This window comes from Streptomyces sp. NPDC020362 (genome assembly GCF_040642095.1).
Taxonomy (GTDB): Bacteria; Actinomycetota; Actinomycetes; order Streptomycetales; family Streptomycetaceae; genus Streptomyces.
Window position 1 is genome coordinate 1 of the sequence record NZ_JBFAET010000135.1, and the last position, 24,775, is coordinate 24,775.

The window sequence follows — 24,775 nt, forward strand, 5'->3', positions numbered from 1 at the left end:
GTCCCGGGGCCCGCTGCTGTCGCGCGCGGGCGGCCCCCCGGGCCGCCCCCCCCCCCACCCGCGGCCGGGGGCCCCCCCCCCGGGGGCGGGGCCCCCTGGCCGCGGGTTCGGACGTCACGCCCGATGATCTCTTCTGGGGCGGAATGCGGGTGTTCCGCCGAGGAAGCGTCGAGGGGATCAGAAGCCGAGGCGTTCCCTGCGCACCGAATACACCACGAAGCCGGCGCCGATGGCGAGGAACGCGCTGCCGCCGATGACGTACGGCGTGGTGTCGAAGGCGCCGGTGTCGGCGAGTTCGGTGCTGTCCTGCGCGGCCTCGGCAGTGTTCTGTGCGGCCTCGGCGGTGTCCTGTGCGGCCTCGGTGGTGGCCTCGGACATCGCCCGGGCCTGTCGGCCGACCTGCGTCGCCGTGGTGGCCGTACCGGTCTGCCCCGCCGTTCTCGCCGGGCCGTTCTGCGACGCGTTGGCGGACGGGACGAACCACAACGCGCACAGCAGGGTCCCTGCGGCGGTGGCGGTCAGCAGCGAACGGCGAGCGGATGACACGGAATATCGATCCCCCTTGTGGTGCTGGCGAATTGGCCGTGTGGGGCGATGTTAGTGAAAGGCGCGGGTCACAGGAAAGTCACGGGAGGTTTCGGTCGTACGCTCCGGGCATGAGCGCTGAAGAGACATCACGGTTTGTACGGCTTCGGGTGGATCTGGTCCTGGAGGTGCAGGACGAGGACCAGGTCACCAAGGCCGCGCTGCGCCGGCTCGCCGGTGATCCGGAGCTGCCGCCGGAGGAGCGGGCCCACGCCGAAGGGGCTGTGACGGAAGACACCGCGGAGGCCCTTGCCTATCTGGTGGATCCGTTCGACCTGGTCAGCGAGGTGCCCGGAGTGGAGCTCCAGCAGGCCTCCTGGTCCAGCGAGCGGATCGAGTACGACCCGGACTCGCCGGACTGGGAGCTGGACGAGGATGATGGGGCGGACGACGACGAGGAAGAGGTCGGCATCGGCTGAGCGTTCCGGGGGTACCCCATGACCCCGGGCGGCAACCGCCGTCCGGGGTTTCCTCGTCTCGGGGGGCGCACGAGCGACTTCCGTACCGCCCCGCTCGCGGGCGGGCGGGCGTGGGATGACCCACACTCACGGACCCGGCGGAAACGGATGTATCGCCCGTAGCGTTGATGTTTCCCGGCGGGGGCTTGAGGTTTTCACGGATTCGGCGACGATGGAGAAGCGTGTGATGACGGACAGTAAGCGGCGCAAGGGCCTGACGGTCGCGTCCGCACTGCTCGGCGGTGTGCTGGCACTCACCGGATGTTCCGGCGGCGGCAATTCCAAGGCTGCCGACGACAACACATCCCAGGCCAAGGCCGATGCGGCGGCGGCCAAGAAGTCGTCCGCGGCCCAGATCACCATCACGCCCAAGGACGGCTCCAACAACGCCTCCATCAACAACTCGGCCGCCGTCCGGGTCGCCAAGGGCACCCTGACCGGCGTGACCATGACCACCGCCGACGGCAAGGCCGTCGCGGGCGCACTGTCCGCGGACAGGACCAGCTGGAAGCCCACCACCCAGCTGCAGCGGTCGACCACCTACAAGGTCGCCGCGGAGGCCAAGGACTCCGCCGGCCGGGTCGCCCACGAGAACGCGTCCTTCACCACGGTCGCCCCGGCCAACAGCTTCATAGGCACCTTCACCCCGGACAACGGCGCCACGGTCGGCGTGGGCATGCCCGTGTCGATCAACTTCGACAAGGCGATCACCAACAAGGCCGCCGTCCAGAAGGGCGTCACGGTCACCTCCAGCAGCGGCCAGGAAGTCGTCTGCCACTGGTTCAGTGCCAACCGCATGGACTGCCGCCCCGAGAGCTACTGGAAGGAAGGCTCCACCGTCACGCTGAAGCTGGCGCTCGACGGTGTCGAGGGCGCCTCCGGTGTCTACGGCGTGCAGCAGAAGACGGTCACCTTCCACATCGGCCGCAACCAGGTCTCCTACGTCGACGCGAAGACCAAGCAGATGAAGGTCACGCGGGACGGCAAGGTCGTCAAGACCATCCCGATCTCCGCCGGCGCCCCCGAGCACACCACGTACGAGGGCCAGATGGTGATCTCCGAGAAGTTCAAGCAGACCCGCATGAACGGCGCGACGGTCGGCTTCACGGACGACGACGGCAAGGGCGAGTACGACATCAAGGACGTGCCGCACGCCATGCGCCTGACCGGCTCCGGCACCTTCATCCACGGCAACTACTGGGGTGCCCCGTCCGTGTTCGGCAGCGTCAACACCAGCCACGGCTGCGTCGGCCTGCAGGACAAGAAGGGCGCGGGCGACCCGAACATGCCGGCCGCGTGGTTCTTCAGCAACTCGCTGATCGGTGACGTCGTGGTCGTCCAGAACACCGGCGACAAGACCGTCTCCCCGGACAACGGCCTCAACGGCTGGAACATGGACTGGGCGCAGTGGAAGGCCGGATCGGCCGTCTGACAGCCAGTTCACGGAACTTCCGGTGCCGCCCCCAGGGGCGGCACCGGTGTTTCCGGGGGCGGCCACAGGCTTCTCATGCTCCTTTTATGGCTGCCTTATCGAGTCATCAGGGTCCGTCCCTAACTTGCGGGCATGTTCTTCACCTACCTGAGGCGCGAGCTGCGCCGCCGTAGAAAGGCGGCCCTCGTCGTCGCCTCCGGTCTCGCGCTGGGCATCGCCCTCGTCATCGTGGTCAGCTCCGTGTCCGACGGCATGGGCAAGGCCCAGGACAAGGTGCTCCAGTCGCTGTACGGCCTGGGCACGGACATGACCGTCACCAAGGCGCAGGCGCCCGCCGCGAGCGGCTCCGACCGGCCCCGCTTCCGGTTCGACGCGCGGGGCAACGACGACAAGTCCACCCAGAGCAGCGACCGCGTCATGGTGCAGGGCTTCACCACCCTGGCCTCCTCCACCGTCACGAAGGTCGCGGCCCAGAAGGGCGTCTCGTCGGCCGTGGGCGGGCTGAGCCTGAACGTGTTCAAGGTCAGCGGGCAGTTCACCCGCGGCCAGTTCCAGCAGAACGGGGGCGGCGGTGGATTCCGGCGGGGCGGCGGCAGCGGTCAGCCGCAGGGTGAGGTGAGGGGCGGCGGCGCGGACTTCGACCTCAACCAGTACACCGTCTTCGGCACGGACGTCACCAAGTCCGCGCTCGGCCCGCTGACCTCCTCGAAGATCACGAGCGGCCGTACCTTCAAGACCACCGAGACGAACGCCAAGGTGGCCGTGGCCGACTCGGCCTACGCCAAGGAGAAGAAGTACAAGGTCGGCTCGACCGTCACCGTCAAGGGAACCAAGTTCACGGTGATCGGCATCGCCACCGCCGACAGCGGTGACCCGGCGGCCGACCTGTACGTCCCGCTGCAGCAGGCCCAGACCCTCGCGGGCGAGAAGAACAAGGTCACCACGGTCTACGTCAGGGCGACCGACTCCCAGCAGATCGACAGCGTCAAGGGCGCGATCCAGAAGAACGTCTCGGGGACGACGGTCACCACCTCCTCCGACCTCGCCAAGACGGTCTCGGGTTCCCTGTCCACCGCGTCCTCCCTCGCCACCAAGGTCGGCACGTGGCTGTCCATCGCGGTGCTCGTGGCCGCGTTCCTGGTCGCCGGTCTGCTCACCTCCTCCGCAGTCTCCCGCCGGGTGCGCGAGTTCGGCACGTTGAAGGCCCTGGGCTGGAAGTCGGGCCGGGTGACCCGGCAGGTCGTCGGCGAGGCCGTCGTCAACGGTCTGGTCGGCGGCGCCCTCGGCATCGCGCTGGGCCTCGCGGGCGCGTACGCCGTCACGGCCGTCAGCCCCACCCTGCAGGCACAGCTGGGCGGGGGCGCCGGCGGCGGGTTCGGCGGCGGTGGCTTCGGCGGCCCCGGCCGCCGCGCGGCCAGGACCCTGGAAGTGGCCCTCACCGCCCCGGTCAGCGTGACGACGATCGCCCTCGCGGTGGGCCTGGCGGTGGCCGGCGGACTGATCGCGGGGGCGTTCGGCGGCTGGCGGGCGTCCCGGCTGCGCCCGGCCGATGCGCTGCGGCGCGTGGAGTAGGGGCCACTTGGCGGCAAGGCCGAGCGTGCCGACTCGAGGGGCGCGGGACTGGATCGATGTGCGGCTCCGCCGCGCGGGCGCGACCAGCCCCCCACTCACCGGCAGCCGCGAACGACGCAGACCACCGCAGACCCCACCCAGGAGCCACCATGTACGACCTCAGAAACGTGACCAAGCACTACACCAGGGGCAAGGACACCGTCCGCGCCCTGGACGGCATCGACCTGACCATCGGGGACGGTGACAGACTCGTCATCCAGGGCCCCACCGGCGGCGGAAAGTCGACGCTACTGCAAATGCTCGGCGGCCTCGACCGCCCGACCACCGGCGAAGTCGTCCTCGACGGAATCGATCTGGCCAAACTCTCCGAGGCCCGTCTGACAAAGGTCCGCAGCGAGAACATCGGCTTCGTCTTCCAGTCCTTCAATCTCATCCCCACCCTCACCGCCCAGGAGAACGTGGAAACCGCCCTCGTCCCCCTCGGTATCAAGGTGAAGGAACGGCGCGAACTCGCCGCAGAGGCGCTGAAGTCCGTCGGCCTCGGCGAACGCCTGTCCCATCTGCCCTCCGAGATGTCCGGAGGCCAGCAGCAGCGCGTCGCCATCGCCCGCGCGCTGGTCAAGCGGCCCAAGGTGCTCCTCGCCGACGAGCCGACCGGCAACCTCGACGAGGGCATGCGCGACGAGATCATGGACGTGCTCGAACGCCTGTGGAAGGAACACGGGCTGACCTTCATCATGGTCACCCACGACTCCGCCATCGCGAAGAAGGCCCCGCGGCTGGCCACCATCCGAAAGGGCCGGATCACCGTGAAGGAGAACGCGGGTGCCTGAGGGCGTATAACACCGTTCGTAGACGAGGGACTTCGCGATTCAGTAACGGTGTCCCACCCGGTACGTAACAGTTCCGGGCAGCGCTTTCTCACCGTCCTCTCATCTATTGAGCCGTCAGATCACCCCCCGGCATACTTCGGCACCCGGGGGGCTGACGTGCAGATGTACGGGACGGCCCCCCGCCGGGTGAATGGGGAATTCGCCCGGTACTCCATCTCCAGGGGGAGAACTTGCGCAGACAAGTGAAAAGAGCAGCTGCGGCCACCGTCGCCACCGCCGCAGCCGTCGCCCTCGCAGCGGGTATGACCAGCCCCGCGTCGGCGAAGCCCGGCCGGCACGCCCCGGTCGCGGCCTCCTCGCTCACCGCCAAGCACCACGTCACCCTGATCACCGGCGACCGTGTCGCCCTCGACGGCAAGGGCCGCGTCGTCGGCCTGCAGCGGGCCAAGGGACGGGAGAACATACCCTTCCAGGTCCGCAAGGCCGGCGGGCACACGCTCGTCATCCCCGCGGACGCGGCCCGCCTGGTCGCCTCCGGCACGCTGGACCAACGCCTGTTCGACATCACCGAGCTGAACAAGGCCGCCACCCGCACGGCCCAGAAGAACGGCCTGAAGGTCATCGTCGGCTACCGCGGCACCGCCGCGTCGGCCAAGGCCGGCGTCCGGGACGCGGGCCACCTGCGCCGCAGCCTCCGGGCGCTGAACGCGGACGCCGTGCAGACCCCGGTCAAGGACACCGCCGAGCTGTGGCAAGCGGTCACCAACGGCGAAAGGACCGCCTCGGGCATCGCCCACGTCTGGCTCGACGGCGTCCGCAAGGCCTCGCTCGACAAGTCCGTGCCGCAGATCGGCGCCCCGACGGCGTGGGCGGCCGGCTACACCGGCAAGGGCGTGAAGGTCGCCGTCCTGGACACGGGTGTGGACACCACCCACCCGGACCTCAAGGACCAGGTGATCGAGTCCAAGAACTTCACCGCCGCGGCCGACGCCAAGGACCACTTCGGCCACGGCACGCACGTCGCCTCCATCGTGGCGGGCACCGGCGCCAAGTCGGGCGGCAAGTACAAGGGCGTCGCTCCGGACGCCAAGCTCCTCAACGGCAAGGTCCTGGACGACACCGGCTCCGGTGACGACTCCGGCATCCTCGCCGGAATGGAGTGGGCGGCCTCGCAGGGCGCCTCCGTCATCAACCTGAGCCTCGGCGCCTCCGACACGCCCGGGATCGACCCGCTCGAGGCCGAGGTCGACAAGCTCTCCGCCGACAAGGGCGTCCTGTTCGCGATCGCCGCGGGCAACGACGGCCCCCAGTCGATCAGTTCGCCCGGCAGCGCGGACGCCGCGATCACCGTCGGCGCCGTCGACAAGAACGACAAGCTGGCGGACTTCTCCTCCACCGGCCCGCGCGTCGGCGACGGCGCCATCAAGCCGGACGTCACCGCTCCCGGCGTGAGCATCACCGCTGCCGCGGCCAAGGGCAGCGTCATCGACAAGGAGGTCGGCGAGAAGCCCGAGGGCTATCTGACCCTCGACGGCACCTCTATGGCCACCCCGCACGTCGCGGGCGCCGCCGCGATCCTCAAGCAGGAGCACCCCGACTGGGGCTACGCCGAGCTGAAGGGCGTGCTCACCGGCTCCGCCAAGGGCGGCAACTACACGCCGTTCCAGCAGGGTTCGGGGCGCATCGCGGTGGACAAGGCGATCAAGCAGTCCGTGATCGCCGACCCGGTCTCGGTCGCCTTCGGTGTGCAGCAGTGGCCGCACACCGACGACACTCCGGTCACGAAGCAGCTGACGTACCGCAACCTCGGGGACAAGGACGTCACGCTCAGCCTGACCAGCACCGCCACCGACCCCAAGGGCCAGGCGGCCCCGGCGGGCTTCTTCAAGCTCGGCGCGAGCACGGTGACGGTCCCGGCGCACGGCAAGGCCTCCGTCGGCCTCACGGTGAACACCAGGCTGGGCGGCACCCTCGACGGCGCCTACTCCTCCTACGTGACCGCGACCGGCGGCGGGCAGACCGTCCGCACGGCCGCCGCGGTGCAGCGCGAGGTGGAGTCGTACGACGTCACGCTGAAGTTCATCGGCCGTGACGGCAAGCCGGCTCCGTACTACAACGCCGACCTCAGCGGTGTGGCGGGCCTCGCGAGCGGCCAGGAGCTGACCCCGTACGACAAGTCCGGCACGGTGAAGGTGCGTGCGCCCAAGGGCACGTACATCCTCAACACCGCCGTCTTCAAGGACCCGCAGGACGCCACCAAGGGCATCGACTCGATCGCCCAGCCGAAGCTGACCGTCGGCAAGAAGCAGACGATCACGATCGACGCGCGCAAGGCCAGGCCGGTGGACATCACCGTCCCGGCCACGGGCGTCAAGTCCGTGTTCGCCTCGCCGGAGTGGGACGTCACGATCGACGGCAACCAGTACGGCTACGGCTGGTTCCTCGACACGTACAAGAACTTCCACACCGCCCACCTGGGCCCCGCCCTGCCCCCGGGCACGCTGTTCCAGCAGTGGGACGGCCACTGGACCAAGGGCGCGACCGACCAGTACGACGTCACGGGCGGCGGCCCGGTCAAGCAGCTCGCCACCGGCTACACCAAGCACTACAAGGCGAGTGACCTGGCCACCGTCAAGGCCCGGCTCGGCGCCACGGCGAGCGGCAAGAAGGGCTCCGTCACCGCCTCGGGCTGGCTGCCCGGCAGCTCCGGCGCCTCCGGCATCAGCATCCCGCAGAAGCTGCCCGGCACCCGCACCCTGCACCTGTCCGCCAAGGGCGGTGTGAAGTGGGGTCTGGAGTTCGAGCAGGACGGCGCTGCCGGCCAGGACGGCTTCCCGGTCGCCGACTCGGCGTACTCGGTCGGCGCGCAGTCCTTCACGGCGGGCAGGACCTACACGAGGACCATCAACACCGCGGTCTTCGCCCCGCTGGTCGACGCCGACCTCGGCCTGTTCCGGGACGGCAACACCATCTACGGCGTGCTGCCGCTGTTCGCCGACGGCGCCAGGAACACCGGGTACTCGACGTTCTCCTCGGTGACCACGACCCTGTACCGCAACGGCACCAAGGTCGGCTCCAACGACGACCCGCTCTTCGGCGACAAGGTCTTCAAGGTCCCGGCCGGTGACGCCGCGTACAGGCTGACCACCTCGGTCAAGCGCTCGGCCAAGGTCGCGGCCGCCTCCTCGCGGATCGACGCGACCTGGACCTTCCGCTCCAAGAAGCCGGCCGGCGCCATGGCCAAACTCCCCGCCTCCGCCCTGTACTTCGGGGCCAGGACCGGTCTGGACAGCCGCGTCGAGGCCGGCCGCAAGGTCACCTTCCCGGTCACCGTGGAGGGATCGGCCGCGGGCGGCAACCTGAAGTCCCTGTCCGTCTACGTCTCCTACGACGGCAAGACCTTCAGGAAGGTCGACGTCCGCGGCGGAAAGATCACCGTGAAGAACCCGGCGAAGGGCAAGGGCATCTCCTTCCGCGCCAAGATCGCCGACAGGAAGGGCAACACGTCGACGATCACGATCTACAACGCGTACTACGGCAAGTGAGCCGTCGGTAGCCGAGTGGACCGGTAACCGGTATCGAGCGGCCCGCTGGAAGCTGGTGCTTCCGGCGGGCCGTCCGTTCGCTCCGGCCCGGTCACCAGCTCGCACCAGACCGTTGTGCGGTCTGTCTCCGGGACCATGCCCCACCGCTCGGCGAGCGCGCCGACGAGGGCCGGGCCACGGCCGGACTCATCGGCGGCGGAGGCCTGGCGGAGGACCGGCAGGGCGCGCGGGTCGGGGTCGCCGACCTCGACCGAAGTCGCCGACAACGTGCCCGGACTCGTCCCCCGTCCGTGACTCCAGGGCGCCCGGTGGCCCTGCTCTCGTCCTGAGCGAACACGCAGGGGGCTCCCTTCGTTGCCGCGCTCAGGGCGGAGTCGGCCCTCGGCTGGGCCGAGAAGTTGCCGTTGGGTCGCCGTGCACACCTTCCTGTGACGGGAGGGGCCGATGTTGCCCTCTTCCCCGGGCTGCGCCAACGGCAACCGGTTGGTGCGGGGTGAGACGGGCCGACGTAGGCTCCCCTCCGTGACCGTTGCCGTAACCGCCATGATCACCGCCGTCGTCGGTGTCCTCGGTACGCTCCTCGCCCCCATAGTCAGTCAGCGGCACGCCGACCGGCGGCGGGACGCGGAGGACCAACGGGCCGAGCGCAGACGGCTGTTCGAGGAGCGGCGGGCTGCGTACACCGCCATGAACCGGGCCTCGCGGCAGCTCCACACCCTGCTGAAGGACGCCCTGCACCGGACCCGGGACGGTGTCTACACCGAGCACGACCGCGAGCAGCTGGAGGAGGCCCGGCGGGTGTACCGCGACCGGTACGCCGAGGTGCAGATGGTCGTACCCGAGCGGATCCTGGATGCCTCCCGTGCCGTCAACCGGGTGCTCGCCCGTATCGACGCCGTCGTCAAACGGCTCGACCGGGGGCGGGCCCTGGAGGGGGAGAGTGCCGAGCAGGCCCTGATCGATCTGAAGGAGGCCGAGCCGCTCCTGACGGCCATGCGCCGGCAGATGCGGGCCGACCTGGGCGTCGAAGACTAGACCGGCGGTACCGCTCCGGTCGCGTCCGTGCTCCGGCCGGTCAGGAGGAGGAGGGGCTCTGCGCTCAGGGCGGAGCCCGTCGTTCGCTGAGCGCTGAGCGGACAGTCCACCGGAGCTACTGCCTCCGGTGAGGTGTTCGTGTTTGTGTGGGCGCATGACGGCTCACACGGTCGAGTACATCCGTTACCGCATTTCCGAGCAGCAGTCGGCGGAGTTCCTGTCCGCCTACACCCGCGCGGCAGCCCAGCTGGCCGCGGCCCCGCAGTGCGTCGACTACGAACTGACGTGCTGTGAAGAAGAGCCCGAGTCCTACGTCCTGCGGATCACCTGGACGTCCACGAAGGAGCATCTGGAGGGCTTTCGCAAGTCGGAGCTCTTTCCGCGGTTCTTCGCGGAGATCCGCCCGTACGTCGAGAACATCGAGGAGATGCGCCACTACACGCCGACCGGCGTGCACGGCACCGGGGCCGCCGTCCCCTCCCTGTACGACTGGGCGGGCGGCGCCGAGGCCTTCTCCCGCCTGACCGAGGCCTTCTACGACAAGGTCCTGAAGGACGACCTCCTGGCCCCCCTCTTCGCGGACCTGGCACCCGAGCACGCCGCCCACGTCGCTCTTTGGCTCGGCGAGGTCTTCGGCGGCCCGACGACGTACTCCGAAACCCAGGGCGGCCACGGCCACATGGTCGCCAAACACTTCGGCAAGCACATCACGGAGCCCCAGCGCCGGCGCTGGGTCAACCTCATCCAGGACGCGGCGGACGACGCCGGCCTCCCGAAGGACGCGGAGTTCCGCTCGGCGTTCCTGGCATACGTGGAATGGGGCACGCGCCTGGCCCTGTACTTCTCGTCCCCGAACGCGAAGCCGCCGGCGGAGCAGCCGGTGCCGAAGTGGAACTGGGGGGCGATGCCGCCGTATCAGGGGTGATCGGCGAGTTCATCGCATCGGAGGCGCCCGGCTCGCCGTACCTCAGCTGGCGCTCATGCCCCGTTCCGGCCACTGGCTGTGCTCCTCGAACAAGGAGTTGATCCTTCGGGACGCCTTCAGGAACGTGTAGTCGGCATTGTCGTCGTCGGACGTCGAGGTACGGCTGGCCGTGTCCATGGTGAGCGTACGGTCCATCTCCGCGGGGTCCTCGCCGAACGAGTAGCGGATGGAGCCCGGCTGCTCGGACAGCTTCTTGAAGTAGACCAGGGACGCCATCACCACTCGCTCTCGAAGTCTTCCCGCCTGTTGAGCGGAACCCTGCTCTGCCAATTGCAGTTTTGGCCGGCCACTCGGTGCGCTTCCCGATCTCCTCTTCGGTGAACCCCGTCCTTCCGCTCCCGCGACATCGACGCCATCAGCCGCAACACCGAGGGCGTGCCTCGCGCAGGCCTTCCGGCATGTTGGCCAGGAGCAGACGAGAGTCCGTGAGAGCGGGCATGCCGCCGCCGAGGCTGAGCCCTTTGTCAGTGCGACGGCGTCGAACTGTCCTTGCCCGCACGGGTCGCGTCCGTGCCCCAGCTGGCCAGCAGGCGCAGGGCCTGTGCCGACGGGGAGTGCGGCTCCGCGTGATAGGTGATCAGCGCCTGGTCGCCGTCGTCCGCCACCCGGAACGTCTCGTAGTTCAGCGACAGGTCGCCGACCAGCGGATGGTGCAGCCGCTTGACGCCGTGGCTCTTCTCCTTGACGTCGTGGGTGGCCCACAGACGCCGGAACTGTTCGCTCTTCACCGAGAGTTCGCCGACCAGGGCGGACAGCCGCGCGTCGTCCGGGTAGCAGCCCGCGTCCATGCGCAGGGCGCAGACGATGTCGATCGCCTTCTGCTCCCAGTCGACGAACAGGTCGCGGTACTCGGGGTGCAGGAAGACCAGCCGGGCCCAGTTCCGCTCGCCGGGCGGGAGCTGCGACCAGTCGCCGAAGACCGCCGCCGCCATCGGGTTCCAGGCGAGGATCTCCGAGCGACGGCCGGCGATGTACGCGGGCACGCCGTCCATGGTGTCCAGCAGCTGACGCAGCGCCCCCCGTACCTGCTGCTGCCGTGCCGCGGGCTTCTTCTTGTGGGCCTTCGGCTTGGCCAGGTGGCTGAGGTGGGCCTGCTCGGCGTCCGTCAGCCGCAGCGCGCGGGCGATCGAGTCCAGGACCTCCGCCGAGACGTTCCGTCCGTTGCCCTGTTCCAGCCGCGTGTAGTACGCCACCGACACGCCGGCCAGCTGGGCCAGCTCCTCGCGGCGCAGCCCGGGCACCCGGCGGTGCCGTCCGAAGTCGGGCAGCCCCACGTCCTCCGGCTTCAGCCGGGCCCGCCGGCTGCGCAGGAACTCGCTCAGCTCGGCCCGCCGGTCCAGGGGCCGACCGGTCGCGGCCGCATCCGGCTGTTCGTCCATGACGTCAGTATCGGCCCTGTCACCTGGTCGTACGCCCATGAGCCTGACCCCGCCAGTGGTAGGCACAGCGGTCGTACGCAAACCCGTGGACTGGGTGGTGCAGGTGGATCGGATGCAGGCTGGACCACGTACCCGGTGGGAAGGCAACCGGGCACGAAACCGCTGCTAGGAGAACCCGGCATGACCACTGTTGCTGCCTACGCCGCACCCGCACCGAAGGCCCCGCTGGAGCGGACCACCATCGAGCGGCGCGCGGTCGGCGAGTTCGACGTCCTGATCGACATCAAGTTCGCCGGTATCTGCCACTCCGACATCCACCAGGCCCAGGACGGCTGGGCGCCCGGCATCTTCCCGATGGTCCCCGGCCACGAGATCGCGGGCGTCGTCGCCGAGGTCGGCTCCGGCGTGACGCGGTACGCCGTCGGTGACCGGGTGGGCGTCGGCTGCATGGTCGACTCCTGCCGGGAGTGCGACAACTGCAGGGCCGGCCTGGAGCAGTACTGCCTCAGGGGCGGCCCGACCTGGACCTACAACGACACCGGCAAGGACGGCGAGCCCACCTACGGGGGCTACTCCGAGAAGGTCGTCGTCGACGAGAACTACGTCGTCCGCATCCCCGAGGGGCTGTCGCTGGACGTGGCCGCACCGTTGCTCTGCGCGGGCATCACCACGTACTCGCCCCTGAAGCACTGGAACGCCGGCCCCGGCAAGAAGGTCGCCGTCGTCGGTCTGGGCGGTCTCGGCCACATGGGCGTCAAGATCGCGCACGCGCTCGGCGCCGAGGTCACCGTCCTGTCGCAGTCCCTGCGCAAGAAGGACGACGGCCTGAGGCTGGGTGCCGATCACTACCACGCCACCGGCGACCCGGACACCTTCGAGGAGCTGGCGGGCACGTTCGACATCATCCTGAACACCGTCTCGGCGCCGCTCGACTTCGCCGCGTACCTGTCCCTGCTGCGCACGGACGGCACCATGGTGAACGTCGGCCTCCCCGAGGAGCCGGTGCAGATCGTCCTCCAGTCCCTGCTCGGCAACCGCCGCAGCATCAGCACCTCCGGCATCGGCGGCATCGCCGAGACCCAGGAGATGCTGGACTTCTGCGCCGAGCACGGCCTGGGCGCGGAGATCGAGCTGATCCGGGCCGACCAGGTCAACGAGGCGTACGACCGGGTGCGGGCCAGCGACGTCCGCTACCGCTTCGTCATCGACACCGCCACCATCTGAACCGCCCGGCCTGCCACCGGTGCGCTGAGCAGCAGTGCGGGGTGCGGGTGAGGCGGCGGGCCGGCCGGGCATGACTCGCACCCCTGGCCGGTCACGGAAGTGAGGCCGGCCGGGCACCCCGGTCGGTCACCGAAGTGAGGCCGGCCGGGGGTGGCGCCCGGGCCCGGGGTCAGTCCAGGCCGAAGGTCTCCCCGGTGGCGTACGAGCGCACGGTCACGCCCGCGTCCCCACCGCGCCGTACGACGTGCACGCGCCCGCGCCCCGCCACCCGGGCCCCCTCGGCGGCCACCTCCAGCAGGGTGTTCTCGTCCACGGCGACGCCGTACGGCACCGCCCCGCGCCCGACCGCCGCGACCAGCCGCGGCAGCGTCCCCCACTGCGCGGCATGCACGTCCACCGCGAACGGCACGAGCCCCAGACCCGCCCGTACCTCGATCTCCTCCAGGTCCTCGCCGGTCTCCTCCGGGCACACCGGCACCCCGTCCAGCAGCCACCCGCCGACCACCGCCCGCCGCGCGGCGACGGTCGCACCCGCGGAGAACCCCGCGTACGGGATCCCGCGCTCGGCGAGCAGCCGCGGCAGCCGGTCCAGGCAGCCGGCGAACGCCTCCTGATACGCGGGCGTCAGCCCGCCGCACGCCAGCAGTCCGTCGACGCCGTCCAGCACGCCGTCGGGCTCGAACCGCCCGCCGAGCGGCACGAAGAACGGCACGGGCACACACGCCCCGGCCTTACCCAGCGCCTCCGCGTACCGGTCGAACTGCCGCCGCCCGTCACCCTCGTCGACGATCACGCACCCGATCCGCGGCAGACCGCCCCCTCCACCCGCGGCCGCCCGCAGAAACGGTGCGTACACCTCGGGGGCGTTCCAGCCGCCGCCCACCAGGAACGTATGACCGGCCATCCCGGTTCCTCCCCTTGTGCGTCCGAGCGCGAGCTTCGCGAGGGGCGAATGTACGGGGGAGGAGCCGGTGCCGTCGCGCCAATTACCGTCGCCTCGATGACCGTGACACTGCTGTCTGCTGTCTGCTGTCTGCTGTCTGCTGTCTGCCGTCCGTTGACCGCTGACCCCGACAGCACCCCACACGCCCGGTCCGTCCGGACACGGCGAGCGTCAGGCCCGGGCGGAGGGGCGGACGTCAGGCCTGGGCCGTGGGGCGGACGACGATCTCGCTCACGTCGACGCCGGCGGGCTGCTCGACGGCGAAGGAGATCGCCCGGGCGACGGCCTCGGGCGGGATGGCGATACGGTCCCGCATCTCCATGATCTGCGCTCTGACCCGGCTGTTCGTGGAAGCCTCGGCGAAGTCCGTGGCGACGGGACCGGGCGAGACGACGGTCACCCGCAGACCGTCACCGGCCTCCTGGCGCAGTCCTTCGCAGATGGCCCGGACCGCGACCTTGGTGCCGGCGTAGACGGCCATGTTCGGCACGATGCGGAAGGCGGCCGTGGAGGCCGTGGTGACGAAGTGGCCGGCGCCCTGCGCGCGGAAGACCGGCAGCGCGGCGCCGATTCCGTGCAGCACACCCTTCACATTGACGTCGACCATCTGGTCCCACTCGTCGACACGCAGATCGTCGAGGGGCGAGATGGTCCCGGACCCGGCGTTGCCGACGAGCACGTCGAGCCGGCCGAAGCGCTCCAGGGCCAGCGCGACCAGGGCCTTCAGATCGTCCCGCCGGGTCACGTCGGTGCGGATCTGCACGGCCGCGCCACCCGCCTTCTCGATCCGGTCCACCAGATCCGCCAGGCGATCGGTACGGCGCGCGCCGAGGACGAGGCGCGCGCCCCGTTCGGCCAGCAGCAGCGCGGTGGCCTCGCCGATGCCTCCGCTCGCCCCGGTGATCGCCACCACTTTGCCCTTGATTCCGGTCATGACGTCGTCCTCTCGGTTCTCGGCAGCGGCGGGCAGTGCCGGCGGCCGCAGCCTGTGCTCGCACAGCAGTCTTCGGGAGCCTTAGCCTGGTATCCAGACCGCATTTATTCTGGAACCAGAGGTGGCAGCCTCATGCCTGTACAGCCGGACCGAAGCCGCCGGCTGGGTGCGTTCCTGCGCAGCCGGAGAGAACGCCTCACCCCCGACGAGGTCGGCCTGCCCCGCACCGGACGCCGACGGACCCCGGGACTGCGCCGGGAGGAACTCGCCCTGCTCGCCGGTATCAGCGCGACCTGGTACACGTACCTGGAGCAGGGACGCGAGATCCGCGCCTCCGAACAGGTACTGACCGCCCTGGCCACGGCTCTGCGGCTCGATGCGCACGAGCGCGGCCATCTCCTGCGGCTCGCCGGCCACGCCCCCGCGGCCGAGGCCGAGGAACGCACGCGGCTCCCCGCCGAGGCTGCAGCCGTCCCCCTGTTGCTCCAGCCCAGCCCGGCGTACATCATCGACGGCACCTACGACGTGCTCAGCCACAACGAGGCGGCCGACGAACTGTTCCCGGGGCTCGTCACCGGGGCGGACCGGCCGCCCAACCTCGTGCGCTGGGTGTTCCTCGATCCCGTGGCCAGGGAGGTCCTGGTCGACTGGGAGCCCGAGGCACGCGGCCTGCTCGCCCGGCTGAGGACCCTCACCGAACGTCACCCGGACGACCCGCGCTACTCCCGGCTCGTCGACGAGCTGAACGAGGGCAGCGAGGAAGCGCGGAGCTGGTGGCCCCGGTACGAGGTGCAGCCCCGGCACAGCGGCCGCAAGCGGCTGCGCCACCCCCACCGTGGAGTCGTCGAGTACGCGTACACCGCTTTCCACCTGGCCGAACAGCTCGAACAGACGCTGGTCGTCTATGCCGACGGCACGGTTCCGGCCGACGGCACGGATCGGGCCGGCAGCCCCGAAGCGGCGGACGGTACGGATCCGGCGGACGGTACGGATCCTTGCGACGGTACGGATCCGGGCGATCGCGGTCGTCGGCCTCGTCGGCCCACCGCTCAGTCGCGGAAGCGGAGCGAGTAGTCGCGGAAGATTCTCCGCAGTCCGTCCCGCTCGGCATCGCGGGCATGGAGGAACTCCCCGAGGAGCCCGAACAGTGCCTCGACGGCCACCTCGTTCTGCCTGTCGTCCAGATCTCTGAAGGAGGCACCGGGACAGACCTCCGGAAGAACCAGCTCCGTCACGAGGCGCGACCACACGAAGCTGCTGCGACGCCCCAGCTTCAGGAGCAGCCACTCCCGGAAGCCGAGCAGCGCGCTGTCGCGCGTGCCTGCGTCGTAGCCGTAGAGGTAGGTGACGTAGGGGCCGTAGGAGCCGTCCAGGCCGTACATGCCCGGCCGCGTCCGGATCATCTCCAGGTGCTCCCGGAAGCTGAACTCGCCGACGCGGCGGTCACCGAACGCGGACATCCGCACGTCGTCGGTCATCCGACCAGGCCTGCGCCGGGCCCGCCCGGCAGGACGCGCTCCACTTCGTACCGAACCGGGCGCTCGGCTCGGCCCCCGTCCTGCTGGGCTCGGCCCCTGACCCGCTCGGCTCGGCCCCCGTCCCGCTCGGCTCGGCCCCCGTCCTGCTGGGCCCGGCTCCCGTCCTGCTGGGCCCGGCTCCCGTCCCGCCCGGGCCGCAGTGGCCCGCCGGGTTCCTCTTCCGGGACTGCCGGCGATACGCCTCGGGGACCACGTCCCACGTCTCTCTCCCGTCGATCGGTCGGGCATCCGCATCGGTCTCAGAGCCGACTGTACGTGTCGATGTCCTCGGCGAATTTCTCGATCATCTGTGTGGTGAGAGTCGGCCGGGTGTCGGCGATGGCGCTCATGTAGTCCTCGGTGGTGGCCGGTCGGCCCTCGCGATGCGTGACTTCGCGCTCGAATGCGGCCTGTGCGCCCTTGCGGGCGGCGAATTCGATGTCGGCCGGGGTGAACAGCTCGCTGGCCTCGACCAGTTGGCCGACATCCACGGAGTCGGCGCAGGCCCTGAGATAGCGGGCCCAGATCGCCGCGCGGGCGGCGGGGTCCGGAGGGCCGATGGGGATGACGTAGTCGAACCGGCCCGGTCGCAGGAACGCCGCGTCGAGAGAGCGGACCGAGTTGGTGGCACAGGCCAGCAGGCGCGCGTCGTGCTCGCGGAAGAGGGGGATGAGTTTGAGCAGTTCGTTCGTCACTCCGTGCCCGGGATCGACCGCCTTTCCGGAGCGCGCACCGGCGATCTCCTCGACTTCGTCGATGAAGAGAAGCACCGAGTCCAGTTCTGCCAGGTCCGCGAAGGCCTCCCGCAGCGCGACGGCCAGCCCCTCGCTCGTGTCGGCAGCGAGCCGGGAGGGGAAGAGTTCCACGAACGGCCACCCGAGCCGCGAGGCCACCGCCTTGGCGAAACTGGTCTTTCCGGTGCCGGGCGGGCCGAACAGGATGATCGCCTTGGGCGGGGCGACGCCGTAGCGGTCGGCCAGCGTCGGCTCGGTCAGCGGGAGCACGACGCGGCGTTCGACGATCTGCTTCTCCCGCTCCATGCCGGCCATGGCGTCCCAGAGCCCGTCGGGCAGCATGCGGCCGCCCAGCGCCGCGAGGACGTCGGCGTCGGCGGTTCCGGGCGGCTCGATCTTCTCGTAGTAGGTCAGGTCGTCGCGGAACCGGTAGCCGGAGTTCTCCAGGGCCTTCGTCCCAGCGGCACTGGCAGGCAGCAGCGCGCTGACGTGGCGCACGCCCAGGGCCCGCAGGCGCCGTTCCAGCTCGGTGAGGAGAGCACTTCCGATCCCGCGCTCGCGCCATCGGGACGCGAGGGCCACCAGGAGGATCCACCCCCGCTTGCCGAAGGCCTGCGCCACGGCCATGCCCACCAGTTGATCACCGACCACTGCGACCACCGCCGTCTGACCGGTCTTGGCCGCGGCCATCACCTCGGAGACCGGAAACACCCGGTGCTCGTCGGTCAGGCGGCTCTGGTCCCAGATCTGGATGGCCTGGTCGAGATCGTCGTCGTGATAGTCACGCAGATGCCAAGCGGGCATCGCCACCACCTCACCCGGCGCGGGAGTCCCATTCTTCCCTACTGTCGGCCTCGGCTCTCGCTGAGCAGGGCGCGCAAGCGGGTCACCATCCTCGCGGCAGAGCCGTTGGTGTCGCACGGCTCAGCCCTCCACGGGAGCTGCGCCGACGGGGCAGGAGACGCCAGAGCCAACTGAACCTGAGGCGCACCCGCGCTCACGGCACAGTCAGCGTGACTGCACCGTCCAACGTCCGATGAGCCCTCACCGTCGGCCGGTGGACGAATCACAGGCGGCGCAGGACCTGTGCCTCCACCCGCTCGACAAGCGTGCGGCCGTATGCGTGCACGAGGGAGAGATGGAAGAGGGACGGAGCCAGGGGTGCCCAGCGGTGGATGCGATTGGTCCGCAGCATGTACTTGACCACTGTCGCCGGACGGAAGGGAACGTAGTCGATGGTCTGGTGTTCCCAGCGATCGGCGACACCGCGGCTCATGCGCGCTTGAAGACCCGTGCTCGAGAGGTCCTTCAGCCTGGCATGGAAGTGACCGCTCCAGTGGCGCTTGTCCACGTCCAGGACGAAGGCCAGGAGATCGAGAGAGTATTCGTGGGGCTCCAGGGACAGCTCCTCCCGCATCCCGCGACGGGCCACGGCGTGCAGGTCGGGTGCGCTTCTGCCCGAAGAATCGATGTGCCTCGAAAGACCCTCGTTGACGGAGGAGTTCCAGACACCCGGTGCCATGCGGACCCGGTTGCTGCGTTGGCTCACGACGAGCATGTCGTCGGCCGTGACCACGGCGACATTGACGGCGAAGCTGCACTGGAGAAAGGACGGCCGCCAGTGGGTCGTCGGGATCCAGATAGCGGGTCCGGGGCGTGGCGCCGTCGGAGAGCCTACGGTCCAGCTGCTGAGCGGCGAGGAACGTGTAGTAGTCGGTAGGGCGCAGCCTCAGGTGGATTTCGGGCGTCTCGTCGAGAGGGGTACGGGAGATGTCGAAGGACTCGACGGCGTAGCGCGGACCGTTCCACAGCGGTGTGCGTCCCTCCGCCCGCAGTCGCTCGCCCTCTTCGGCGATTTCGTCCCGCCAGTCGGCCATGTCCGGTGGCAGAACCACCTCTTCGTCGAGTACCTGGACGTTGATGGCCTCCGGGGGCACCGGAGACGATCCGTCGCCTTCGACGATCAATGCGGAAGTCCGCAGGGGCCCGAGCGAGAACGTCTGCCAGGCGGGCCCCGACTCGTCCTGCCGTCGCATGGTGCGAATCGCGGTCGTGGAGCGCTTGCGCAGTCGGTACCAGGCGTCCTGCAGCGGCTGTTGGAACAGCACGGCGCAGACCATGCCGAGTACGGCGCCCACCACTCCGTTGGCAACATCGATTCCGTCCATGCCAGAGACACTAAGGATCTTGCTGCTGCCGGGAGTCGTCGTGCCTCATCCGTTACCCGGTGGTCCGGCCGACCGGTCACGCCTGTGGGGGAGGCCGGCACACATGGTGACCCATGGGCCGCAGCCGGCCGGCGGGCCGGGCAATCTTCTCCCCGGTGACGGCGTCGAAGAGGCCGTGACCGTCGCGGGATACGACCATCACCAGGTCGATGCCGCTGTCGGGGTGCGACGCGAAGCCGATGCCGAGAAGTCCGCCGACAGGGACGCCGTACTCGTACTCGAAGACGGGCCGCCAGGGCTCGGGCGCGGGCACCACGGGGGCGGCGAGGAGTCGATCCCCCATGGCCTGTTGGTACGGGGAAAGCGCCGGTTCACGCTTGCTGCTCCACCGGAGCCGCCTCCTTGGTCCACTTCACCACCACTCCATGATCCACACTTCGGGCCGCGACCTGGCAGTCGGCCGTGAGATGTGCCCCGGTTCCGCGTTCAGCCGTGCGCCCTGGATACGGACGCCGAGTCCGTACGGGGCTGCTGCCGCCCCGCGCCGAAGACATCCTCAAAGCTTGCGCAGAAGCGAACGGCGCTGACGTGCCTTCGGTGTCGAAGTCCGGGGAGGGGCCCAGGGTGACCAGGACGTGGTGGTTCATGCAGGCAGACGTGCGGATGGGTGAACTCCGTGTGCGACGAGACCGGCTGCGCGGACCGTGTCCACAACCCTTTGACGGGAGACGGTCACTGGACCGGAGAGGGCGGCTGGGACCCGCCCGGGTCCGCGCCCGTCAGCCGATCGAGTCCATGAAACCCAGGATCCGGCGGTTGACCTCGGCCGCGTGGTCGATCTGCGGCCCGTGACCCGTGTTCGAGACGATCTCGGCCCGGGCGCCCCGTATCAGCCGCGGAACGCGCTCCACTTGCCGCGCCGGATGCACAAGGAGGCTTCGCTTGCCGAGCACCAGATAGAGCGGGGTGCGGATGGTGGACAGTTCCTCCTCGGACAGAGGCAGCGGAGCCGGGCGGCGAATGCGGTAGGCGCGGACGCCCGCTCTGATCATCGCGCGCAACTGCGGCACGACGAGGACCGGCTGCTCCAGCCAGGCCGCCAGCCGAGGGCGCAGCCCCTTGGGCGCGAAGGTCGCGAAGAGGCTGACGAAAATCCAGACGAAGAAACGCAGGCCGACCTTCTCGAGGCCGCCGGGGTCGAGCAGAGTGGCCGAGGCGAGGCGTGCGGGCCTGCGGTGTGCCTGATTCAGGGTGAGCCATCCTCCATAGGAGGAACCGACCAGGTGCACGCGGTCGAGGCCGAGTCCGGCGAGTGTCTCGTCCAGCCACTGGGCGGCATCTTCGGGCTGGTGAATGGGTTCACGCTGAACACTGCGGCCGGGGTCGCCGGGTGTGTCGATCGCGTACACGGGGCGCTCGGCGCTGAGATCCGGAGTGTTCGGATACCACATCGCGGAGCAACTGCCGGCGCCATGCACCAGGACCACCGGGGTGCGGGAGGCGCCGACCGGATCGTCGGGGCCGTACCGGTAGACGTGCGTCGTCCCGAAGCTGGTCTCCACGTCCTCCTGCGCGACAGCCGGCGCACCCATGGCGTAGAGGGCGTCGCACGCGGAGAAGTAACGCTCGCGAAGGGTGTCGCTCACATACCGCCCTACGTCGGGCCGGACGCGTTCGCGGGTCGTGGTCTCGGGCACGGAAGGCCACCTCCAGAGGCAACAACTCGGTTGTGATACGACCGTACCATGAATTTGATACGGCTGTATCATGAAAAGGGCCGAGCAACCGGTGCAGACGGACGAGAGGCGCAACCGATGCCGAAACGCGTGGACCATGCACAACGACGAACCGAGATCGCCGAGGCACTCGTCAGGGTCGCGGGGCGGCGCGGGCTTCACGCAGTGGGGATGCGCGATGTGGCAGCGGAGGCCGGCGTGTCACTGCGGCTGGTCCAGTACTACTTCGAGACCAAGGAGAAGCTGTTGCTCTTCGGGCTGCAGCATCTGACGGAGAGGTTCTCGGAGCGGGTCGCCGCCCGGGTTCGAGCCGCCGGGAGCAGTCCGGGCCCACGCGCCGTGATCGAGGCGCTTCTGATGGCGGCACTGCCGACCGATGACGAAAGCCGCACCTTCCACCTCCTCTACACCTCGTACGCCGTCCTGGCCGTGACCGACGAGGCCCTGGCCGCCCAGCCCTTCATCGCGAACCCCGATGCCGCCGAGGACACCCTCACCGGGCTCCTCCGGCAGGCACAGGAGGCCGATCTCACCGGGCCTGGAATCGACGCGAGAGACGAAGCAGCCGGCCTGCTCGCCATGTCGGCCGGACTAGGCACCAGCATCCTCGTCGGCCAGCGCAGCCCGGAGTCCGCAACGGCGATCCTGAATCGTCACCTGAACCGGATCTTCCAGGCCGGTTGACGGGGTTCGCCCACTGACGGGGTCCATGGACGCGGCTCGATGACCCACGTCATCCTGTCCCGCTTCCACGCGGCGGGGAACCGGCCCTCGTGGACGGCGGGCAGGCCGATTCCCGGGGGAGTACGCCTGGTGGACGGTGACGGTGGTTTCCGCGTGGGCCGCACGGATCCCGCATTGCGGTTCTTCCACGGCGTACAGCGTGCGGTCGGCCGGTTCGGGCGGCCACTTGCTTTCGACCGCCCTGCGCCGCCACGGAAAGCGCCGGCCGCTGCACGGTGCGGGTTTCCGGCGCCACGGGCGCCCCGGTGGGGATGGCTGCAGCGCGTCGAATGAGGCCAAGAAGCCCGTGGCCGCGTGGGCTTCGTCCGGGATCCACCCGGTCTCCGAGCGCGTCCGTGCACCTGTCGGCCCGACGTGGTCCGTGCGGGCTCGGCCGCGGGCGCCGGCTGCCGCGATGATTTCCGGCCGGCGCGCGAGTCTGTACCGGTGACCGTCGTGGGGCGTCGTACGACGCTGCCCGGCACGAGACACCACGGAGGACGCGATGACGAACACACCGAGTGACCCGACCACCGCGCTGCCCGGCCGCCCGCCCGTCGTCGACCTGGCCACCTGGCAGACCGCCCGCGACGAGCTCCTGCTCCGCGAGAAGGCCCACACCCGCGAGGGCGACGCACTCGCCGCGGCCCGCCGCCGGCTGCCGATGGTGGAGCTCGACGGGACGGTCGAGGTGGTCGGACCCGACGGCCCGGTCCCGTTCCTGGACCTGTTCCAGGGCCGCGACGAGCTCGTGGTCTACAAGCACATGTGGTACGACGGCGCGCCGCACCAGGGGCAGTGCGAGGGCTGCACCACCACGGCCTGGCACTTGAAGGACGCCGTCTACCTCAACGCCCGCGGCGTCTCGTTCGCCATCCTGACCACGGGCCGTTGGGACGAGGTGGCCTCCTACGTCGAGTTCATGGGCTACACCCAGCCCTGGTACTCGGTGCGCGACGTGGAGGCGCCGGTCGGCGGCGACATGGGTTACATCACCTGCTTCCTGCGCGACGGCGACCGCGTGTTCCTCACCTACTCCACGACGGGCCGTGGCAACGAACGGGTCAACGGGTCCTTGGGCCTGCTCGACATGACGCCCCACGGCCGTGGCGAGGCGTGGGAGGACAACCCCGAGGGCCGGCCCGAAGGCGGCAGCGCGTGCTGGTCCTGGCGCTCGGACGCGGACGGGAACGCCACCTGGGGCCCGACCAGCCGCCCCGTGCCGCAGTGGACCCGCCCCGGCGCGACCCCCGTGGAGACCCTCGGCCGGCACGGCCACCACCACTGACGTGCCTTGCCGTCGACGGCATGTCGTCGACGGCGTCGGCAAAGGCGGCAGGTGCCGGGCGGAACCTCCGGACGATGCGAACGGCCCCCCCCCGCGCGCCCGATCGGTGGGCGGTTCGCCGGGGGAGGGGCGGGGCCGGCCGCACCGGGCCGGCACGCTCTACGACGGCCGGGTCGTGCGCCGAACTCCGGTCAGGCCCCGCCCGTCACCGCCTGCACCGTCTCGTTGCGTACCCGGCAGTAGTACGCCGCCGACTCGTCGCCCCGGTAGCTCCACGGCAGTGCGTCCACATACCCGTCGACCAGCTTGAACTGCTCCAGCGCGGCCTCGTGCCGGTCCTGGAGGTGGAGATAGAACGCCAGCAGGTGGCGCAGCTGCGCCAGGCCGGGGTGTTCGGGGTCGGCGGCCGCCGCGTCCGCGAGGCCCGCGTCGACCCGGGCCACCATCTCGGGCGTGCTGTCGGCCGCGACGTCGGTCGACTCGTCGTGCTCGAAGTGCGCGACGAGCGGCAGCGCCGACAGCAGACTGCCCAGCGGAGCATCGGCCGCCGCGCGCTCGGCGAAGTCGAACGCCTGCTGCTCGGATCCCCGCCACTTCGCGCACCAGTACTGGAGGGCCGAGTAGTGGGCCCCGAAGTGGTGCGGGGCGCGCGTGGTGATCTCCGCCCAGAGCTTGTCCATCTCCGCGTGCGGAAGACCGAGGCCGAGCGCCACCCAGATCTCCGTGATGTACGGCGTGGGGTCGTCGGGGTTGAGGGCGGCCGCCCGCGCGATCTCCTCGCGTGCGCCGGCCAGCGTCCGGTGGAAGCCCTCGAACTGCTCCTGGGTCGTGTACCGGGCCATCTTCGCGCCCCGCAGCTCCCAGGCCAGGTACACCGTGCTCTGTGCCCTGACCACGGCCGCGTCAGGGTCATCGGGGCGCGCGGCCTCCCAGGCGAGCAGCCAGGCGTCGTCCTCGGCCGCGAGCGTGCCCAGCAGCCCGGAGAGCGTCGTACGGCGCTCCCAGTCCCGGCCGATGCCGCGCAGCGCCTCGGCGGCGGGCTGCCAGTCGCCGCCCCGCACCGCGGCGAGGGCCTCGGCCCACGGCGCGGGCAGCGGTGCGGCGTGTTCGGTGTCCTGCCGCTCGGCGGGCAGCAGACCGAGCCGCTCCGCGGCGTCGGCCGCCTCGTCGGCGCCCGGAGGGCTCGGCGAGAACAGCTCCTTCACGAACACGCCGGTGAACCACACGGCGGCGATCACCACGGGGAGGGCGAGGATGCCCAGGATCCAGAGAAGGACGGTCATCGGGGGTTCGGTCCGTTCGTCGGGAGAGGTCGGGGATGTGCGCGGCCGGCGGCTGCTCCGCCGGGCTGCGCGCGGGTTGTGCGGCTCGCGCGTGCTCGCGTCGCCGTGTCGGTCGTGCGGGCTTGTGTGGGTTGTGCGGGCCCGTGTCGGTCGTGTGGGCTCGCGTCGCCGTGTCGGTCGTGCGGGCTTGTGTGGGTTGTGCGGGCTCGTGTCGGTCGTGTGGGCTCGCGTCGCCGTGTCGGTTGTGCGGGCCCGTGTCGGTCGTGCGGGCCCGTGTCGGTTGTGCGGGCCCGTGTCGGTTGTGCGGCGCGCGCGCGGTGTGGGGGACGCGCGCGGCCCCACCCGCAGGTGGGGGTTTGACCCCGCAGACGGTTTGTTTTTTAGGGGGGTTTGTGGCAAAA

21 protein-coding genes and 1 pseudogene are annotated in these 24,775 nt (G+C 70.2%); 11 read left to right on the forward strand and 11 right to left on the reverse strand.

The genetic code is table 11. The features are described 5' to 3' along the window. Positions 1-177: 177 nt before the first annotated feature. On the reverse strand, positions 178-546 hold the full coding sequence (locus AB0H32_RS33525) for a hypothetical protein (protein WP_361128547.1): 369 nt from the start codon (positions 544-546) through the stop codon (positions 178-180). Positions 547-656: 110 nt separating this feature from the next. On the opposite strand from AB0H32_RS33525, the gene AB0H32_RS33530 reads away from it, so the two are divergent. The 7 genes from AB0H32_RS33530 to AB0H32_RS33560 all read left to right on the forward strand — a co-directional run bounded on the left by AB0H32_RS33530 (position 657) and on the right by AB0H32_RS33560 (position 10,385). Then, on the forward strand, positions 657-1,004 hold the full coding sequence (locus AB0H32_RS33530) for a hypothetical protein (RefSeq protein WP_361128550.1): 348 nt from the start codon (positions 657-659) through the stop codon (positions 1,002-1,004). 226 nt (positions 1,005-1,230) lie between these two features. Then, complete coding sequence (locus tag AB0H32_RS33535; RefSeq protein WP_361128553.1) at positions 1,231-2,475, forward strand: Ig-like domain-containing protein; 1,245 nt, start codon at positions 1,231-1,233, stop codon at positions 2,473-2,475. 132 nt (positions 2,476-2,607) lie between these two features. Then, complete coding sequence (locus AB0H32_RS33540) at positions 2,608-4,047, forward strand: ABC transporter permease (RefSeq protein WP_361128556.1); 1,440 nt, start codon at positions 2,608-2,610, stop codon at positions 4,045-4,047. Positions 4,048-4,196: 149 nt separating this feature from the next. Further along, positions 4,197-4,880 carry an ABC transporter ATP-binding protein gene (locus AB0H32_RS33545; protein WP_361128558.1) on the forward strand — a complete coding sequence of 228 codons (684 nt, stop codon included), beginning with the start codon at positions 4,197-4,199 and terminating at the stop codon, positions 4,878-4,880. Between the two features lie 242 nt (positions 4,881-5,122). After that, positions 5,123-8,425: a S8 family peptidase gene (locus tag AB0H32_RS33550; RefSeq protein ID WP_361128561.1), complete on the forward strand. Its 3,303-nt coding sequence runs from the start codon at positions 5,123-5,125 to the stop codon at positions 8,423-8,425. A gap of 522 nt (positions 8,426-8,947) precedes the next feature. Continuing rightward, positions 8,948-9,460: a hypothetical protein gene (locus AB0H32_RS33555; RefSeq protein ID WP_361128563.1), complete on the forward strand. Its 513-nt coding sequence runs from the start codon at positions 8,948-8,950 to the stop codon at positions 9,458-9,460. A 154-nt stretch (positions 9,461-9,614) separates the two neighbouring features. Continuing rightward, the gene (locus tag AB0H32_RS33560; RefSeq protein ID WP_361128565.1) at positions 9,615-10,385 is read left to right on the forward strand and encodes an antibiotic biosynthesis monooxygenase; all 771 of its coding nucleotides are present in this window, start codon (positions 9,615-9,617) and stop codon (positions 10,383-10,385) included. A gap of 42 nt (positions 10,386-10,427) precedes the next feature. Here AB0H32_RS33560 and AB0H32_RS33565 read toward each other — a convergent pair whose 3' ends face one another. Both AB0H32_RS33565 and AB0H32_RS33570 read right to left on the reverse strand, forming a co-directional pair. Next, complete coding sequence (locus AB0H32_RS33565; RefSeq protein ID WP_361128567.1) at positions 10,428-10,661, reverse strand: hypothetical protein; 234 nt, start codon at positions 10,659-10,661, stop codon at positions 10,428-10,430. A gap of 248 nt (positions 10,662-10,909) precedes the next feature. Next, positions 10,910-11,824 (reverse strand): helix-turn-helix transcriptional regulator, encoded by a 915-nt coding sequence (locus tag AB0H32_RS33570; protein WP_361128570.1) that lies wholly within the window; start codon positions 11,822-11,824, stop codon positions 10,910-10,912. A 180-nt stretch (positions 11,825-12,004) separates the two neighbouring features. Here AB0H32_RS33570 and AB0H32_RS33575 point away from each other — a divergent pair, with 180 nt between their 5' ends. Further along, positions 12,005-13,048 carry an NAD(P)-dependent alcohol dehydrogenase gene (locus AB0H32_RS33575; protein ID WP_361128572.1) on the forward strand — a complete coding sequence of 348 codons (1,044 nt, stop codon included), beginning with the start codon at positions 12,005-12,007 and terminating at the stop codon, positions 13,046-13,048. Positions 13,049-13,217: 169 nt separating this feature from the next. Here the strand turns inward: AB0H32_RS33575 and AB0H32_RS33580 are convergent, their stop codons facing one another. Together AB0H32_RS33580 and AB0H32_RS33585 are read right to left on the reverse strand one after the other, a co-directional pair. Further along, the gene (locus AB0H32_RS33580; protein ID WP_361128575.1) at positions 13,218-13,952 is read right to left on the reverse strand and encodes a hypothetical protein; all 735 of its coding nucleotides are present in this window, start codon (positions 13,950-13,952) and stop codon (positions 13,218-13,220) included. A gap of 235 nt (positions 13,953-14,187) precedes the next feature. Then, positions 14,188-14,925, reverse strand: a complete 738-nt coding sequence (locus AB0H32_RS33585; protein ID WP_361128577.1) for an SDR family oxidoreductase — start codon at positions 14,923-14,925, stop codon at positions 14,188-14,190. A gap of 132 nt (positions 14,926-15,057) precedes the next feature. Here AB0H32_RS33585 and AB0H32_RS33590 point away from each other — a divergent pair, with 132 nt between their 5' ends. Then, a complete protein-coding gene (locus AB0H32_RS33590; RefSeq protein WP_361128580.1) occupies positions 15,058-15,999 on the forward strand; it encodes a helix-turn-helix transcriptional regulator in 942 nt (313 codons plus the stop codon). Here the strand turns inward: AB0H32_RS33590 and AB0H32_RS33595 are convergent. The 5 genes and pseudogenes from AB0H32_RS33595 to AB0H32_RS33615 all read right to left on the reverse strand — a co-directional run bounded on the left by AB0H32_RS33595 (position 15,975) and on the right by AB0H32_RS33615 (position 21,041). Continuing rightward, a complete protein-coding gene (locus AB0H32_RS33595) occupies positions 15,975-16,403 on the reverse strand; it encodes a hypothetical protein (protein ID WP_361128582.1) in 429 nt (142 codons plus the stop codon). The genes AB0H32_RS33590 and AB0H32_RS33595 overlap by 25 nt on opposite strands. A 299-nt stretch (positions 16,404-16,702) precedes the next feature. Beyond that, positions 16,703-17,989: a GNAT family N-acetyltransferase gene (locus AB0H32_RS33600; protein ID WP_361128585.1), complete on the reverse strand. Its 1,287-nt coding sequence runs from the start codon at positions 17,987-17,989 to the stop codon at positions 16,703-16,705. A gap of 253 nt (positions 17,990-18,242) precedes the next feature. Continuing rightward, a complete protein-coding gene (locus tag AB0H32_RS33605) occupies positions 18,243-18,752 on the reverse strand; it encodes a hypothetical protein (RefSeq protein ID WP_361128587.1) in 510 nt (169 codons plus the stop codon). A 728-nt stretch (positions 18,753-19,480) separates the two neighbouring features. Then, a pseudogene (locus AB0H32_RS33610) lies at positions 19,481-19,763 on the reverse strand (hypothetical protein); the annotation flags it as partial. 360 nt (positions 19,764-20,123) lie between these two features. Then, positions 20,124-21,041: an alpha/beta fold hydrolase gene (locus AB0H32_RS33615; protein ID WP_361128590.1), complete on the reverse strand. Its 918-nt coding sequence runs from the start codon at positions 21,039-21,041 to the stop codon at positions 20,124-20,126. Between the two features lie 117 nt (positions 21,042-21,158). On the opposite strand from AB0H32_RS33615, the gene AB0H32_RS33620 reads away from it, so the two are divergent. Both AB0H32_RS33620 and AB0H32_RS33625 read left to right on the forward strand, forming a co-directional pair. Further along, on the forward strand, positions 21,159-21,764 hold the full coding sequence (locus AB0H32_RS33620) for a TetR/AcrR family transcriptional regulator (protein ID WP_361128592.1): 606 nt from the start codon (positions 21,159-21,161) through the stop codon (positions 21,762-21,764). 544 nt (positions 21,765-22,308) lie between these two features. Continuing rightward, positions 22,309-23,091, forward strand: a complete 783-nt coding sequence (locus AB0H32_RS33625) for a DUF899 domain-containing protein (protein ID WP_361128595.1) — start codon at positions 22,309-22,311, stop codon at positions 23,089-23,091. A 191-nt stretch (positions 23,092-23,282) separates the two neighbouring features. Here AB0H32_RS33625 and AB0H32_RS33630 read toward each other — a convergent pair whose 3' ends face one another. Then, on the reverse strand, positions 23,283-24,374 hold the full coding sequence (locus AB0H32_RS33630) for a hypothetical protein (RefSeq protein WP_361128598.1): 1,092 nt from the start codon (positions 24,372-24,374) through the stop codon (positions 23,283-23,285). Between the last annotated feature and the right edge of the window lie 401 nt (positions 24,375-24,775).

Bases quoted from the DNA above. Each gene is read 5' to 3' on its own strand.
- AB0H32_RS33545 (WP_361128558.1), top strand. From the start codon at position 4,197: ATGTACGACCTCAGAAACGTGACCAAGCACTACACCAGGGGCAAGGAC.
- AB0H32_RS33580 (WP_361128575.1), bottom strand. From the start codon at position 13,952: ATGGCCGGTCATACGTTCCTGGTGGGCGGCGGCTGGAACGCCCCCGAG.
- AB0H32_RS33595 (WP_361128582.1), bottom strand. From the start codon at position 16,403: ATGACCGACGACGTGCGGATGTCCGCGTTCGGTGACCGCCGCGTCGGC.
- AB0H32_RS33590 (WP_361128580.1), top strand. From the start codon at position 15,058: ATGCCTGTACAGCCGGACCGAAGCCGCCGGCTGGGTGCGTTCCTGCGC.
- AB0H32_RS33570 (WP_361128570.1), bottom strand. From the start codon at position 11,824: ATGGACGAACAGCCGGATGCGGCCGCGACCGGTCGGCCCCTGGACCGG.
- AB0H32_RS33540 (WP_361128556.1), top strand. From the start codon at position 2,608: ATGTTCTTCACCTACCTGAGGCGCGAGCTGCGCCGCCGTAGAAAGGCG.
- AB0H32_RS33565 (WP_361128567.1), bottom strand. From the start codon at position 10,661: ATGGCGTCCCTGGTCTACTTCAAGAAGCTGTCCGAGCAGCCGGGCTCC.
- AB0H32_RS33530 (WP_361128550.1), top strand. From the start codon at position 657: ATGAGCGCTGAAGAGACATCACGGTTTGTACGGCTTCGGGTGGATCTG.
- AB0H32_RS33625 (WP_361128595.1), top strand. From the start codon at position 22,309: ATGACGAACACACCGAGTGACCCGACCACCGCGCTGCCCGGCCGCCCG.
- AB0H32_RS33585 (WP_361128577.1), bottom strand. From the start codon at position 14,925: ATGACCGGAATCAAGGGCAAAGTGGTGGCGATCACCGGGGCGAGCGGA.
- AB0H32_RS33620 (WP_361128592.1), top strand. From the start codon at position 21,159: ATGCCGAAACGCGTGGACCATGCACAACGACGAACCGAGATCGCCGAG.
- AB0H32_RS33575 (WP_361128572.1), top strand. From the start codon at position 12,005: ATGACCACTGTTGCTGCCTACGCCGCACCCGCACCGAAGGCCCCGCTG.
- AB0H32_RS33560 (WP_361128565.1), top strand. From the start codon at position 9,615: ATGACGGCTCACACGGTCGAGTACATCCGTTACCGCATTTCCGAGCAG.
- AB0H32_RS33630 (WP_361128598.1), bottom strand. From the start codon at position 24,374: ATGACCGTCCTTCTCTGGATCCTGGGCATCCTCGCCCTCCCCGTGGTG.
- AB0H32_RS33535 (WP_361128553.1), top strand. From the start codon at position 1,231: ATGACGGACAGTAAGCGGCGCAAGGGCCTGACGGTCGCGTCCGCACTG.